Origin of the sequence: Bradyrhizobium sp. NBAIM03 (genome assembly GCF_020194055.1) — a bacterium.
GTDB classification, from domain to species: domain Bacteria; phylum Pseudomonadota; class Alphaproteobacteria; order Rhizobiales; family Xanthobacteraceae; genus Bradyrhizobium; species Bradyrhizobium yuanmingense.
The window spans coordinates 122,313-135,658 of the sequence record NZ_JADYVS010000011.1; the positions used below are offsets into that span (position 1 = coordinate 122,313).

The 13,346-nt window shown below is 63.9% G+C and carries 12 protein-coding genes; 3 read left to right on the forward strand and 9 right to left on the reverse strand.

From position 1 onward, the window contains the following. Positions 1 to 963, reverse strand: coding sequence for a phosphate acetyltransferase (locus I6F21_RS18670; protein WP_225140822.1), 963 nt, complete (start codon positions 961 to 963; stop codon positions 1 to 3). Between the two features lie 29 nt (positions 964 to 992). Next, positions 993 to 3,221: a DUF3141 domain-containing protein gene (locus tag I6F21_RS18675; protein WP_225140820.1), complete on the reverse strand. Its 2,229-nt coding sequence runs from the start codon at positions 3,219 to 3,221 to the stop codon at positions 993 to 995. A 153-nt stretch (positions 3,222 to 3,374) separates the two neighbouring features. Here I6F21_RS18675 and I6F21_RS18680 point away from each other — a divergent pair, with 153 nt between their 5' ends. Then, a complete protein-coding gene (locus I6F21_RS18680) occupies positions 3,375 to 3,893 on the forward strand; it encodes a GNAT family N-acetyltransferase (RefSeq protein ID WP_225140818.1) in 519 nt (172 codons plus the stop codon). Positions 3,894 to 3,914: 21 nt separating this feature from the next. Here I6F21_RS18680 and I6F21_RS18685 read toward each other — a convergent pair whose 3' ends face one another. The 7 genes from I6F21_RS18685 to I6F21_RS18715 form a co-directional block, all read right to left on the reverse strand. Continuing rightward, positions 3,915 to 4,349 carry a hypothetical protein gene (locus I6F21_RS18685; RefSeq protein WP_306469113.1) on the reverse strand — a complete coding sequence of 145 codons (435 nt, stop codon included), beginning with the start codon at positions 4,347 to 4,349 and terminating at the stop codon, positions 3,915 to 3,917. 7 nt (positions 4,350 to 4,356) lie between these two features. Then, entirely contained in the window at positions 4,357 to 5,274 is a 918-nt protein-coding gene (locus I6F21_RS18690) for a DUF2950 domain-containing protein (RefSeq protein WP_225125430.1), read from the reverse strand. After that, entirely contained in the window at positions 5,271 to 6,956 is a 1,686-nt protein-coding gene (locus I6F21_RS18695; protein WP_225140816.1) for a DUF3300 domain-containing protein, read from the reverse strand. The genes I6F21_RS18690 and I6F21_RS18695 overlap by 4 nt, the downstream gene beginning before the upstream one ends. A 111-nt stretch (positions 6,957 to 7,067) precedes the next feature. Then, a complete protein-coding gene (locus I6F21_RS18700) occupies positions 7,068 to 8,048 on the reverse strand; it encodes an ABC transporter substrate-binding protein (RefSeq protein WP_225140814.1) in 981 nt (326 codons plus the stop codon). A gap of 92 nt (positions 8,049 to 8,140) precedes the next feature. Further along, positions 8,141 to 10,033 (reverse strand): ATP-binding protein, encoded by a 1,893-nt coding sequence (locus tag I6F21_RS18705; RefSeq protein WP_225140812.1) that lies wholly within the window; start codon positions 10,031 to 10,033, stop codon positions 8,141 to 8,143. Between the two features lie 218 nt (positions 10,034 to 10,251). Then, complete coding sequence (locus I6F21_RS18710; RefSeq protein ID WP_036027994.1) at positions 10,252 to 11,487, reverse strand: HlyD family secretion protein; 1,236 nt, start codon at positions 11,485 to 11,487, stop codon at positions 10,252 to 10,254. Continuing rightward, on the reverse strand, positions 11,480 to 11,905 hold the full coding sequence (locus I6F21_RS18715; RefSeq protein ID WP_035999432.1) for a hypothetical protein: 426 nt from the start codon (positions 11,903 to 11,905) through the stop codon (positions 11,480 to 11,482). Before I6F21_RS18715 ends, I6F21_RS18710 begins: the two co-directional genes overlap by 8 nt. Positions 11,906 to 12,069: 164 nt before the next feature. Between I6F21_RS18715 and I6F21_RS18720 the strand changes: the two genes are divergently transcribed. Together I6F21_RS18720 and ppk2 are read left to right on the forward strand one after the other, a co-directional pair. Continuing rightward, complete coding sequence (locus I6F21_RS18720) at positions 12,070 to 12,522, forward strand: hypothetical protein (protein ID WP_035999435.1); 453 nt, start codon at positions 12,070 to 12,072, stop codon at positions 12,520 to 12,522. 17 nt (positions 12,523 to 12,539) lie between these two features. Then, positions 12,540 to 13,340: a polyphosphate kinase 2 gene (ppk2, locus tag I6F21_RS18725; protein WP_109143802.1), complete on the forward strand. Its 801-nt coding sequence runs from the start codon at positions 12,540 to 12,542 to the stop codon at positions 13,338 to 13,340. Positions 13,341 to 13,346: the final 6 nt, after the last annotated feature.

Here is a 13,346-nt window from a genome sequence, read left to right on the forward strand (position 1 = left end):
TCACGCCGCGACTGTCGGCGCCTTCTGGCGCCGCGCGTGAGCATAAAGTGCAGCAACCGCGCAGGACGCCATCCGCGCTCTTGGGCTGTCCGCACGCGAGGTCAGGACGACGGGGACGCGCGCGCCGAGCACAATGCCGGCGCCGTCGGCCTTGGCGAAATAGGCGAGGTTCTTGGCCAGCATGTTGCCCGCTTCGAGATCGGGCACGACCAGGATCTGAGCGCGGCCGGCCACCTCGGACTTGATGCCCTTGATCCGTGCGGATTCGAGGTCGATCGCGTTGTCGAACGCCAGCGGCCCGTCGAGCACGCCGCCCGTGATCTGGCCGCGATCCGCCATTTTGCAGAGCGCCGCGGCCTCGATCGTGGATGGAATCTTCGATGTGACGGTTTCGACCGCGGAAAGGATGGCCACCCGCGGCGACTTGCCGAAGCCCGCCTGATTGTAGAGATCGATCGCGTTCTGAATGATGTCCCGCTTGGCGTCCAGATCGGGGAAGATGTTGATTGCGGCGTCAGTGACGAAGATCGTCTCGGCGTAGGCCGGCACATCCATGACAAAAACGTGGCTGATGCGCCGATCGGTGCGCAATCCCCCGACTTTGGCCGTGACGGCTCGCATCAGCTCGTCGGTGTGAAGGCTGCCCTTCATGAGCAGTTCGCCGCGCGCGGCATGGATCAATTCGACACCCCTCGCCGCGGCTTCGTCGCTGTACGCGGCATCCACGATCTCATAACCCGAGATGTCCAGGCCGAACGTGCTAGCCGTATCCCGGATCTTCCGCTCCGGTCCGACCAGGAGCGGCCGGATGATGCCGGCAGACGCGCTGTCGACGGCGCCGCGCAAGGATGTCTCATCGCAGGGATGCACCACGACGGTCGGCGTCGGCGGGATTGCCCTGGCCGCCGCGATCAGGCGATCATACTTGCTGGGAGACTGCGTGGCCGTCGCATCTGCTGACATGATGTCGCTCCCGATCCTTGCAACTCGCGTTACGACGCCTTCGCCTTGGGATCGAAAGGGGCAACGTTCGACGCCCTTTCGGCACCTTCCGCGGTGTCGAGGCCAAACAGGCCGGCGATCTGCCGCAGCCGGTTGGCGCGCTCGCCGGTGACATCCGCACTGGCCGACAGCACCTGCTCGATCGCCTCGAATGCTGCGCGGCGAACGTTCATGTCGTCAGGCAGCAATTTCGGGATTGCAGCGAGCGCCCCTTCCCGGTCGAGCAGCAGCATGAAGAACTGCTCGCGTACCAGCATCTTGAATTCGGCAAGAGACATGCGTGCGCCGCCATGATCCCGGCGGACCCGGCGCAGAGCCTCGATGCTGCGTTCGTCCACCATCCCCCGTGCCGAGCCGACATAGAGCAAAGCGCGCAACGCCGCTTCACGGAGGCCGCCCTCACCGATCCGCGACTTCAGCTCGGCAATGCGCTTCTCGAGCATGGTGCGATGCTCGGCGGACATCTCACGCCGACGCGACGGCGTGGACGTCGGATCGATCCCGACCGCCGCCTGGAGCGCCGGGGATCCATAGACGCTGAGGAACATCGCTTCGCTGAGCGCCTCCTGTGAATCGCGCCAGCTGTCGAGGGCGTGAACGACCTGCTTCGAGATCTGCTCCTGGAACGCCAGGAACGGATTGTCCGCAGCGACCGGCTTGCGCTTCTCGGCGGCCTTCTCGGCCAATGATTTCACCGTCGCCATGAAAGGATTCTGGCTGCTGAACAGCTCGTATTGCAGCCGCAGCGGATGCATGTTGTGAGCCCATTCGGCCATCTGTGGCGTCACCATGCGCTTGAGCCATGGCTGGACGAATTTTCGATAGGCCGCCAGGTTGATTTCCGAGATTCGTTTGGCGGTGGCAAAGCGTCGCTCGTCCTCAGGCGAATTGCCGCCCATGGCGCGGATGTCGTCGAGCGTCCGCGCTTCGCAGCGCATCACCCACTGGCCGACGACCAGATCCGAACTTGCGGTTTCCTCATCCTTCGCCTCGAACGTCGCTTCATAGAGTCCGGGCGGCAGAACGTCGATGAGGTCGATGTTGCTGGAAAATTCCGCGTGCTCCTTCTTGGCGACGCCGCCGGAGACGAAGATGCCGAGATGGCCGATGTTCTGGTGCACGGTGTAGACGATGGTCTGGCCATAGGCCCTGATCTCATCGACATCGGCATAGCAATCGAGGATCCAATGCAGCGCCTGCTGCGGCGGCGTGATGTTGTCGCCCTCCGAGCAGAACACCACGATCGGGGATCTGATGTTGCGAAGGTCGACCTTCCGGCCATCGGACATTTCGATGTTGCCGGCCGCGAGGTTGTTGCCGACGAACAGCTCATCGACGATGAATTGGATCTCCTCGGCGTTCAGGTTGACGTGGCCGCCCCACCAACGCTCGAATTCGAGGTAACGATCCGCCTCGGTGTCGACCTTGGAATAGACGTTGTATTGCTTGGTCCAGAGCGTATTCGACGGGTTCTGGTTCTCGAAGTTCTGCACCAGCCAAGCACCATCGAACTTGCCGGCGCCGAGATCGGAGGTCAGGGCCGTCAACCAGCTTCCGCCCAACAGCCCGCCCGAGTAGCGCATCGGATATTTTCCGTGCACGCCGGCCCAATAGGCCAGCGGCGCGCCGGCGATGATCAGCGGGCCGAATAGCTCGGGACGTAGCGAGGCCAGGATCATGACGGCCCATCCGGCCTGACAATTGCCGATCACGCAGGGCTTGCCGTCGGCATCCGGGTGAAGGCTCATGACCCTTTCGATGAAGATGGCTTCGGCACGCGCGATGCGCTCGATGGTCTGACCGGGCATCGGGTCCGGCAGGAATCCGATGAAGTAGCAGGGATGGCCTGCTTTCATCGCCACCCCGATCTCGCTGTCGGCCTTGAAGCCGCCGATGCCGGGGCCGTGGCCCGCACGCGGATCGACCACGACGAACGGCCGCCGGTTCATGTCGATCTCGACATTGGCGGGCGGAACGATGCGCACCAGCGCGTAATTGACGGGTTCGGCGAGCTGGCGCCCGTCCATGATCAACTCCGCCGCATATTGCAGAACATGCGGGGCGGTTTGCGCGAGGTGTTCCCTGTACTGGTCCCCGCGCCGGCGCATGATATCCAGGAACAGGATACTGCGCTGTCCCGCATCGACGAGGTATTCGACTGCCGAGGCGACCAGCCCCGACATGGGACCGCCCGGAATTTGCATCTTGTGCATGGACATGTTCTCGACCTCTTCGTCGCCTCGGCCAATTGACGGCTTGGAGCGAGGACGAACGTTGATCTAGGTCAAGATGATCTGCACGCTTCGGAGGCGTCTATCCTGCATTATAGGGCATGAGACCCGGCCGGGCGGTTTTGAAAGAGCGACATCGGCATGTCACAAGCTGCAACTTACAGCGTGCAAACCGTCCTGAAGGACGGCACTCCGACCGAAATCCGCGCGCTTCGCGCCAGCGACGAGGCGGACATGCTCGCTGCCATTGCGCGCACTAGACCGCAATCGCTGCAAAGCCGGTTCTTCGTTTTGAAACGGCATTTCTCGGAGAAGGAGCGTGCCTTCTTCATGGACGTGGATTTCAGCAATCACGTTGCGCTGGCCGCTCTCGCCGAGGAACAGGGTCGATACGCCATTATCGGCGGCGGCCGGTACGTCGTCGTCGAGCCCGGCCGGGCCGAGATGGCCTTCGTCGTGGTGGATGCCTGGCAGGGTCGCGGCATAGGCTCGCTGTTGCTGAGGCATCTGACGGACATCGCGCGCGAGCAAGGCGTACGAGAGCTCATCGCGGAAGTTCTGTCCGACAACGGGGCCATGCGAAGCATGTTTGCGAAGGCGGGCTTCAAGCTCGCGCGGAGTGACGATCCGAGAACGGTGCACCTGTCGCTCACGCTTTGATCCGCGCGCCCGGCTTGAGCCTCACCTCAAAGCGATCGTGATCCGACTGATATTGGCCGCCAGCTCGAGTCCCGCCTTCGGGCCTTGCAGCACCATCGTGACGCCCTTTTCGTTGCGGAGGTGCACACCGTTGGCACCGCCGACCAGCGCAAAGCCGCCGCCGACGGAGCTGTAGTTGCCGGCAAAATCTCTGACCTCCCTAATGCCGGATGCCCAGCCGTCGAGGCGACCGACACTTGCACCGACCGTGATGCCCAAGCTCACGCCGCTGACGCTGAAGGGATAGGTCTTGCCCCGGTACGTCAACACGCCGCTGCCGGCGCCACCGCCGGCCAGGAGGCCCGCCTTGACGATCTTCACTCTGACCTGACCGGTGGCCTGCGCGAAGGACGGCGCCGCCGGCAGGGTCAGCCCGAGCGCGAGCAGGAGCAGCGCGACCAGGCGAAATGCGCGCATGCGCGGCTCAGGGTTTTGCGGCATCGACTTTCTTCCAGGTTTCATCGGGATTGAACAACGTGGTGCGCTGGGCGATGAACTCGGTGCGCTTGCCGAGATCCTTCTGGTAGACGACGCCGTCATGATTGACCAGGAAGGTCATGACGCCCGAATTGCCGTATTCCGCGGGCCAGGCGATCAGGGCGAAGCCGCCGATCATCTTGCCCTTGACGACGTAGTTGAGCGCACCGCCGCGCGCATCCCGCCCCTGCGCTTTGAGAATCCGGAAGTAATAGCCGTGATAGGGCGTCGGCCCGACATCACCGCCGCGATAGCCCTCCTTCGTTGCTTCGGCCGCGAGCGCGCCGAGCGGGCTCGGGTCGCTGTCGTCGCGCCAGAACAGGCCGTCCTTCTTGCCGGGCGAGGAGGAGATGCGCTGCGCGTAGACGCCGACGCCCTCGCCGCGGTCCTTTTCCGCATATTCGTTTTGCGCGTCGACGAAGGCGAGCGCGGTCTGGATCGCGTCGAGCTCGTTGCGGCCGATGCGACGGCGCAGCACCTCAATGCGTCCCTCGTCGGTGTCGAACGCCCAACCCGTCCTGGTGTTGACCAGCGGAATTGGAAACGGAAAATCGTCCGGCCCGAGCATCAAGGTGGCGGTCTTGTTGCCCTCCGCCTTGATGCCGTGCTTGGCGTCGTACATCGCAGTGAAACGCGCCCGAATGTCGTTGTCCGCAATCTCGTCGCCGGACGACACGATGTCCTCCGCATTCCTGCCGAGCACTTTCAAGATGTCTTTCGGGCCGCTCTTGACCGCGGCGGCGAGCGCAGACGCGGCCTCTTCCGGTGTCTTGTAGGATTCCTGTGCGAGAGAGGCCGATCCGAGCAGCGCGAGCGCGAGGACGCCGGGTATCAGCGCACGGCTAAACGATTTCATGCCGGTCATGGCATCACCTCCGCAGGAATTTTCGCGCCGCCGGCGAGCCAGTCGCGATAGGTGCGGAACGCCAGCCCGAGTTTTTCGTAATGGACGCGCAGATAGCCGTCGCTGCCGCGGGTCACGGCAGCGGGCATCGCCTGCTCGACCTCCTGCGCCATCACGCCGACATAAGCCTTGTCGCTGCCGATATAGCTGAAGCGATAATAGCCAAGGCCGTTCGAAAGGTGCCCGAGCAGGACGATGTCATGCTTGAGCGCGATATCCGAGCGCCGGCCGCCGCCGCCACCGCCACGGAAGCCGCCTCCACCGCCGCCACGCATCGCCATTCCGCCACCGCCGCCGCGGCCGGCAAAGCTTGGTCCGCCGCCGCCACCGCGCGGCATGCTCGCCATGCTGGCGCGGCCGCGTGCGGATGCCGCGGCAGCCGAGCGGCCGGAGGAGACGTTCATGGCACCGCCGCGATTGCCGCCGCCGCGATTGGCCGAACCGCCGCCGGCGCGGTTCGCAGCCTTGGCGCGATCGCCGCCGCCCTTGGTCGCGCCCTTGGCACGATCACCGGCACCGGCACGATCTCCGCCGCCGGGCCGGTCGCGCGTCCCTGCGCTGGGGCGATCGCCCGCGCCCGGACGGTCGCCGCGATTGCCGGCGCGATCACCTGCGCGATCTCCAGCGCGATCTCCTGGACCGCCGCGATCACCCGCACGATCTCCCGCCCGGTCCCCGGCACCCTGGTCGGGGCGCAGCACCTGGTTGCCGTCGCGGCCGCGGAAATCCATCCGGTCCGACACGCCGGCCTTCAGATTGTTGTTGCCGAAGCGCTGCTGAACATTGCTGTTGTTGTAGCGCACACCGCCGCGATGCGCCGGATTGTGCTGCCAGCCATTGCCGATATTCGTGGTGCGATGGTTGACATAGACGTTGCGGTTGCCCCAGTTGCAGCCGCCGCCCCAGTAATTGCCCCAGCGTCCGATCGCCCAGGCGGTGCCGAACGCGATGCCAGCCGCGACCACGCCGGCGCCGATATAAGACGGGTAGCCCCAATAATAGGGCGGATACTCCGCATAGGGCCAGCTGCCGTAGACCGTCGCCGGGTCGTAATACGGCACGTACATCGCCGCGGGATCGGCCTGCTGGATCACGACGACCTGCTTGCCTTCCTGAGACTGGACGCTGACCTTCTGCTGCTTGGTGGTGACGAGCTTCTTGTTGTCATAGGCCTTGGTGCGCAGACGCTGGATCGCGTCCATCACGTCGGGCTGCTGGGCGAGGAAGGCATCGCCCAGCTTCTTGGTCCAGTCGAGCTGCTCGCTCATCATCGCGAGGACATCGGCGGTGCTCGCCAATGCCTTGACGCTGTCGTCCCAGCCCTGCTTCTCCACTTCCGTCTTCAACGCATCGCCCTTCAGGCTCTTGCGCTCCTTCAGCCAACGGTCGGCCTGCACCACCTCCAGCGGATAGGTCGAGGCGGCCAGTACATTGGCGAGCAACTCGTCCGGATAAAGCGCGATCGGCGCGACGAGGGCCTCGAGCTGCTCGGGCTTCAGGAGCTCGGCCGCCGGTGCGGGCGGGCTGGCAGGCTGCGCCTGCGGCGCCGGGGCTGCAGGCGTCGTTGGGGTCTGCGCCATTGCGGCGACCGAAGTCGCCATCAACAGCGCCAGCGCCATCAGGGTCTTGCCGCAACGAAACATCACATCCTCCCTCGGACTTCAGTGCGGGAGGATCAAGCCGGGGCGCAAGCATTTGTTGATCGAGATCAACGAAACGGGTCATCGCGGCTGCTGCAGCGCAAGATCGAATAATCATTCGATCAGCTCGGCATCCAGCAGAAGCCGGTTCGGCACCGTCAGGCCGAGGGCCCTGGCCGTCTTCATGTTGATGACGAGCTCGAACCTGGTGGCAAATTGCACCGGAAGAGTGCTGATATCGGCACCGCGCAGGAGACGGTCGACATAGCCGGCGCCATCACGAAATTGCTGGGTCAGATCTGCACCATACGACATCAGCCCGCCATTCGACGCGTAGAAACGGACTGCGAAGATGGCGGGCACGCGCCGCTGCGCCAGCAATGCAATGGCCATCGCGCTGTGGGATCCGAAGAAGCCGCCATCCGGCAGCACGACGAGGCCGCCGCCTGTGCGCGCCGCCGTCTCGATCGCTCCCGCCATCTCCGGACCGCTGCGAACGCTCGCACCGGCGATCTTGAGGCCGAGACGGCTTTCCATCTGGTGCGCCGCTTGAACATAGAACGGTCCGTAGGGTGACGATTCCGGATTGAACAGCAGGGCCGCATGGTTCATTCCCGGCACCATGTCCTTCAATAGGCCGAGCCACTTCCCGCTCATCGAATGCTCATAGAGCGAAAAGCCGGTCAGATTTCCGGCCGGACGCGCCAGATTGGCGACGAGGCCCGTTCCTACCGGATCGGAAAGCCCCACGAAGACGATCGGAATTCGTTGCGTTGCATCGCGCAGCGCCCGTGTCGATCCCGTACTGGTCGAGAACAGAACGTCGGGCGCCGCGGCGACGAGCTCGAGCGCCTCCAACTTCTGGCGCGCCGGATCGGGGCCCGGCCAGCGCACCTCCAGCCGGAAGTTCTGGTTGGCGATCCAGCCTCGATCGGTGAGACCCTGCTGAAAGGCATCCACGCGCATTTGCGCGCCGGGATCACCAGCGACATTGCCCGTCAGCACGCCGACGGCGGGCATTCGGTCCTGGGCTTTCGCCAGGACCGGCAACGCAGCAGCAGCACCAACCAGCGTCATGAAGTCACGACGTCTCATACGCCTCACGCTCGCCTGTCGTACTCGTCATGCGATCGAGAGAGAACGGCTTCAGCGCCGTGATGTTTGATCAAGATCAAGATACCGCCCGCTCAGCGAGCGGTCGGAAGCCTGATCGTGAACAGTGCGCCGCCCGCAGGCTGGTTCGCAGCAGCGATCGTGCCGTGATGGGCCTCGACGATGGTTCTGGCGATTGCAAGGCCCATGCCCATGCCTTGCGGTTTGGTCGTGAAGAACGGATCAAACAGGCTTGCGAGATCGGAGGCGGGTATTCCGGGCCCGGTGTCGGCGATCCTGATCTCGGCCTGATTGCCGGTGCTGAGCGTCGACACGCTGACCTCCCGCTTTCCGGCGTCCGCATCGGAAATCGCATCCATTGCGTTGATGATCAGGTTGAGAATGACCTGCTGAAGCTGGACCGGATCTCCCTTGACGTGAAGGCCGGCCAGGGCCGGCAAATAGCTCAACGTGATCCGGCGTCCCTGAGCGAGGGCCTTCACCAGATCGATTGCTTCGCGCACTGTATCGTTGAGCTCGATGTGCTTGACCTCAAACGGGGTCTTTTTCAGAACGCTGCGCAGCCTACGGATCACCTCGCTCGCCCGTTGGTCGTCCCTTCTGATGTCGGCGAGGATCTGCTGAATCTCGACAAGGTCGGGCTGAGCGGCCCTGAGCATGAGCTCTGCAGTCTCCGCATTGGTCAGAATCGATCCGAGTGGCTGGTTCAGTTCATGTGCGATCGATGTGGTCAGCTCGCCAACTGCCGAGTAGCGGTTGACGTGGGCGAGTTCCGCCAGCCGCTGACGCGATTCGACTTCGGCGACGCGGCGCCGGCGACGCTCGTGCAGGAGCCCGCTGATGAGTCCGGTCTGGACCAGGAACACAGCCGAGATCATCAGCATCTGCCAGTGATAGCGCTGCCAGATACTCGGCTCGCGAAACAGGATGGTGCTTCCCTTGGGCAGGCGACTCTCGCTGATGCCCCAGCGCTGCAGCTCGCGCCAGTCGTAACGCGGCGCGGCGAAGGCGATCGGCTCATAATTGATGCTCGCCGGTTTCGCGCCGCCAAGAATGCCGATCGCGGCGCTGACGGTCCGCGACGTCGTTTCCCCAATCAAGTGCATCGGTCCCCCGACCGTGCTCTCGCCGAAGAACGGCTCCTGGTAGGAGAAGATCGGGGCGTTCGCGACGGCATGCAGGCTGCGCAGCGCCCAGTCGCTCTCATAGACCACCCCGGCCGCATCGACGGACATCAGCCCCCAGAACAGCGCGGTGTGAGACGGGAGCTTCGATGAGCGCTTCAGGATCTCCTCGAACGACAAATCCGAGTACCAAACGAGTTCGATCCGCTCCGCAAAAGGTTTCAGCTCCCGCTTCAGCTCCTCCGTCCAAAACCTCTCGAGCGGCGAAGCTCCGACCACAATTCCAATCGATTTTGTATCGGGCAGGACCTGAAGAATGTTGTCGAAGGCCGCGACAAAATCGTTGCGGACGGCCACCACGACATCGTTGTCGCAGAGGTCGGTGCGATTAATCAGCCGATGCTCGACCGCGGAGAGGATCAACGGTGCATCGGGGAACAGCCTGGCGCGATATTTCTGCGCAAAGCGGGCGGCAGGCGCGCCGATGCTCAAGACGATGTCCGGCACCGCACCTTGGTACAGCGAGTGTAGATATTCGACGAACGGCGCCTCGGGACCAGGGTTGTTGAAGCGCGCGGTGAGCAGCGCGTGCTCCTGGATATCGAGCGGCCAGGGCGATTGCCGCTCGAGCTCGGACTTGATGTCGCGCGCATATTCGCTCCACGGCCGGAACTCGCGGCCGAAGGAATGCAGCAACAGCACGCGTTTGAGCTCGCCGCGCCGGCTCCGCTCGACCGCACCGGCTTGCCCGGCCGAGAGGCACTCGGCCACGAGCAGGCCGAAACAGAGGAGCGCAGCCGCGAGCCGTGGCTTCAGCCAGTCTATGCACGCGCCCCCGCTCATGCTGCACCCTCACAGCTTACGGCAGCTGCTTTCCAGGCAATAATAGCTGGAATCGCACCATACGGACAGCCCCCGAGGCAGGCCTCAGCAGCGCGTGACGACGCGGCCATAGGCGCCCACGACTTGCGCGCAGGACGGCGCATAATAGGCGCCGGCGGCCGAAATGGCAGGCGAGGACGACTTTCGGAGACCACGTCTCGTCCGTCCTCTTCTCTCGTTCAATGCCCGCCGCTCAGCACGAGCGTCTGGATCGGCAGCAACAGCGCCTGGATCCGCAGCAGCAGCGCGTGCACGAGGCCGACGCCGTCGACGACGTGCAGCGCGATCTTCCGGCTGGTCGAGGTGTCCTTGGCCGAAATCTCCTCGTGATTGCTGGTGTAGGCGTTGACGATGCAGCTCGAGCCCGGCGTGACACCGTCGAGACCGCCCTTGTAGAGCGGCTCCAGGAAAACCAGGATCGTGCCGGGACGGACGGCATTCTGCGGGTCGATGAGCTGCTCTCCGGTGCGAAACTGCCCGGCCGCGATGTAGTCCTGCACCGTCGTGATCACCATGGGGATGATGACCCAGGGTTTGGATATGCAGGTCGCTTCCGCCACCATGCCGGTCTTCATGACCTGCGCCTCGATCTGGCCGAAACCGGCCTGGAGCGCCTTGCGGCCCGCGCCCTCCGGAACGAGAACACCGGCCGGACGCATCAGCTGGTTGACGACATCGCCGGGGCGAACCAGGAACTGCTCGACGCGCCCGTCGACGCCGGCGCGTACGAAAGTCTTGTCGAGATCGACCTGCGCCTGGTCGAGCGCGGCTTCGGCGCTGGCCTTCTGGGCCGGCAGCAGAGCCGAGACCTGCAAGGACACTGACTGCTTCGCCGCCGTCGCGGCGTCGATGCCGGACTGTCGCTGATCGACCAGCACCTGGAGCTTGTCGATGTCACGCTGTGGAACGATGCCGGGATTGCGGCGCTGGAGCTCGGTCTTGACCTCGAGCTCGTCTTTGGCCTGCTGGTAGTTGGCCCTCGCTTCGCCGAGCTGCGCCTCGGCCTTGACCACGTCGGCCTGCGCCGTCTGCATGGCGGCATCGACTTCTGCCACCTTCCGCTTGGCGGTCTCGACCGCAGCCTTTTGCTTCGAGCTATCGAGCGTGAACAGCACATCGCCCTGTTTGACGGGCGCGGTGAAGCCGACTTTGACCTCGGCAACACGGCCCGAGCCTTCGGGCAGAATTGGCACGGTGCGGAAGTACAGCGTCGCCGACGATGTCGCCGGATGGAAGTAGAAGATCATGGTGATGAGCGACACCGTCAGCATCAGGCAGGCGGTGATGCCCCAGCGCAGCTCGTACCAGACCGAGAAGAAGGTGATTTCCTTCCCGAAGCGCTTGCCCTGGGCGTAGCGGCGGTACAGGTAGTCCGGAAGGATCGTGACGAGGGAGCAGATCAGCAGCTCAAGCATGACTGCGCTCCTTCTCCTTGGCGGGTCCCGGCTTGTCCGCGGGGGGCGGTGCGACGGCCGCCTCAGCCTGGACTTCCTCCGCATCGGAGGCCGGCGTCGCGTCGGCGATCTTCTCGACGGACCCGGCAATGCTGCGCAGCGGCGTGCCGAAATCCGGAAGATCGATCATTGCGAGGAGCAGTCCGGCGATCCAGAAGATGTGCATGTGCGTGAACAGCGAGATCAGGCCGAGCACGGCGACTAACTCGAACTGCAGTTTATGCGTTTTGTGCGCCATCCGCTCGGGCAGGCTGTGCAGTTTCCAGTAGAGCGTGCCGACCCAGAGCACGGCCCCGATCAGGAATACGCCCATCACCACCATCAGCGTATCGGTCCCGCTCCCCGGTGCGAGATAAAACGGCAGATGATGCGGTGCCATCGGATGAAGCTGCTCGCTCAAACGTCTCTCCCGGTCAAAACGTCCATGGGCGGCACTGTGTTCGGGTATGTTCGCGTTTGTTTGATTTGAGTCAAGGGAACACGTCAGGGCCAACCCTAGCGTCAGCCGCATGCTGATTGGACAACCATCAGGAGCCGCCCGCCATGCCCGGCCTAGACGATCTCATCCCCAGCGCAGCCCAGATTCGTAAGGAAGCCGCCCTCAAGGAAGCCGAAAAGGCGGAGGAATATGTGCGCCTTGCCGCCGCGGCCGAGGCGGAGAAGCGCGCCTTGATCGAGCGCTTGAGCAAGCCCTCGGGCAAGACCGAGGAGGAGAAGATCAAGCTCGCCTCGACCGTGATCCAGCGCGCGGTGCGCAACGGCCTCACGGAAGTGCTGGTCTATCGCTTCCCCAATTCGCTCTGCACGGACAAGGGCCGCGCCATCAATCAGATGGAGAAGGGCTGGGAGAACACCCTGACCGGAATTCCCAAGGAGATCTTCCAGCTCTGGACCGATTACCTGAAACCGCGCGGCTATCGCATCGCCTATCAGATCATCGATTTTCCGGGCGGCGTGCCCGGCGACATCGGCGTGACCATTTCCTGGGACGATTAGCAACAGGTGGGATCGGCATGGCGAAGGACGGCCCTGCGGAGCGGATGAAGCGGAAGGATTACGAGAAGGAGCTCGAGAAGCTCCAGGTCGAGCTGTGCCATCTCCAGGACTACGTGCGGGAAAACAAGCTCCGGGTCATCGTCCTGTTCGAGGGTCGGGACGCCGCCGGCAAGGGCGGCACGATCAAGGCGATCACCGAGAAGGTCAGCCCGCGCGTGTTCCGGGTCGTCGCCCTGCCCGCGCCGTCCGACCGCGAGAAGACACAATTGTTCTTCCAGCGCTACATGGAGCGATTTCCGGCCGGCGGCGAGATCGTGATCTTCGACCGGAGCTGGTACAACCGCGCCGGTGTCGAGTACGTCATGGGCTTCTGCACCCCCGCCGAGCACGAGCGTTTCCTCAACCTGTGCCCGCAGATGGAGAAATACGTCATCGACGGCGGCATCATCCTGATCAAGATCTGGCTCGAGGTCGGCATGGACGAGCAGGAGCGCCGTTTCAAGGCCCGCATCGACGACCCGGTCCGACAGTGGAAGCTCAGTCCGATGGACCTGGAATCCTTCCGTCGCTGGTACGATTATTCGCGCGCGCGCGACCTGATGCTGAAGAAGACCAGCACGAAGGATGCGCCCTGGAACATCGTCCGCTCTGACGACAAACGAAGGGCGCGGCTCAACTGCATCGCGCACCTTCTCGGCGCCATCCCCTTCAAGCGCATCAAGAAGGACAAGATCAAACTGCCGAAGCGCTCCGACAAGGGACGCTACAACGACCAGGCCAGCCTCAAGAAAATGAGTTTCGTCGCGCAGCGCTATTGAGCAGCG

What these genes read in the sequence shown, in the direction of transcription:
- I6F21_RS18670 (WP_225140822.1), bottom strand. Translation starts at nt 963, where the DNA reads ATGTCAGCAGATGCGACGGCCACGCAGTCTCCCAGCAAGTATGATCGC.
- I6F21_RS18675 (WP_225140820.1), bottom strand. Translation starts at nt 3,221, where the DNA reads ATGTCCATGCACAAGATGCAAATTCCGGGCGGTCCCATGTCGGGGCTG.
- I6F21_RS18680 (WP_225140818.1), top strand. Translation starts at nt 3,375, where the DNA reads ATGTCACAAGCTGCAACTTACAGCGTGCAAACCGTCCTGAAGGACGGC.
- I6F21_RS18685 (WP_306469113.1), bottom strand. Translation starts at nt 4,349, where the DNA reads ATGCGCGCATTTCGCCTGGTCGCGCTGCTCCTGCTCGCGCTCGGGCTG.
- I6F21_RS18690 (WP_225125430.1), bottom strand. Translation starts at nt 5,274, where the DNA reads ATGACCGGCATGAAATCGTTTAGCCGTGCGCTGATACCCGGCGTCCTC.
- I6F21_RS18695 (WP_225140816.1), bottom strand. Translation starts at nt 6,956, where the DNA reads ATGTTTCGTTGCGGCAAGACCCTGATGGCGCTGGCGCTGTTGATGGCG.
- I6F21_RS18700 (WP_225140814.1), bottom strand. Translation starts at nt 8,048, where the DNA reads ATGAGACGTCGTGACTTCATGACGCTGGTTGGTGCTGCTGCTGCGTTG.
- I6F21_RS18705 (WP_225140812.1), bottom strand. Translation starts at nt 10,033, where the DNA reads ATGAGCGGGGGCGCGTGCATAGACTGGCTGAAGCCACGGCTCGCGGCT.
- I6F21_RS18710 (WP_036027994.1), bottom strand. Translation starts at nt 11,487, where the DNA reads ATGCTTGAGCTGCTGATCTGCTCCCTCGTCACGATCCTTCCGGACTAC.
- I6F21_RS18715 (WP_035999432.1), bottom strand. Translation starts at nt 11,905, where the DNA reads ATGGCACCGCATCATCTGCCGTTTTATCTCGCACCGGGGAGCGGGACC.
- I6F21_RS18720 (WP_035999435.1), top strand. Translation starts at nt 12,070, where the DNA reads ATGCCCGGCCTAGACGATCTCATCCCCAGCGCAGCCCAGATTCGTAAG.
- ppk2 (WP_109143802.1), top strand. Translation starts at nt 12,540, where the DNA reads ATGGCGAAGGACGGCCCTGCGGAGCGGATGAAGCGGAAGGATTACGAG.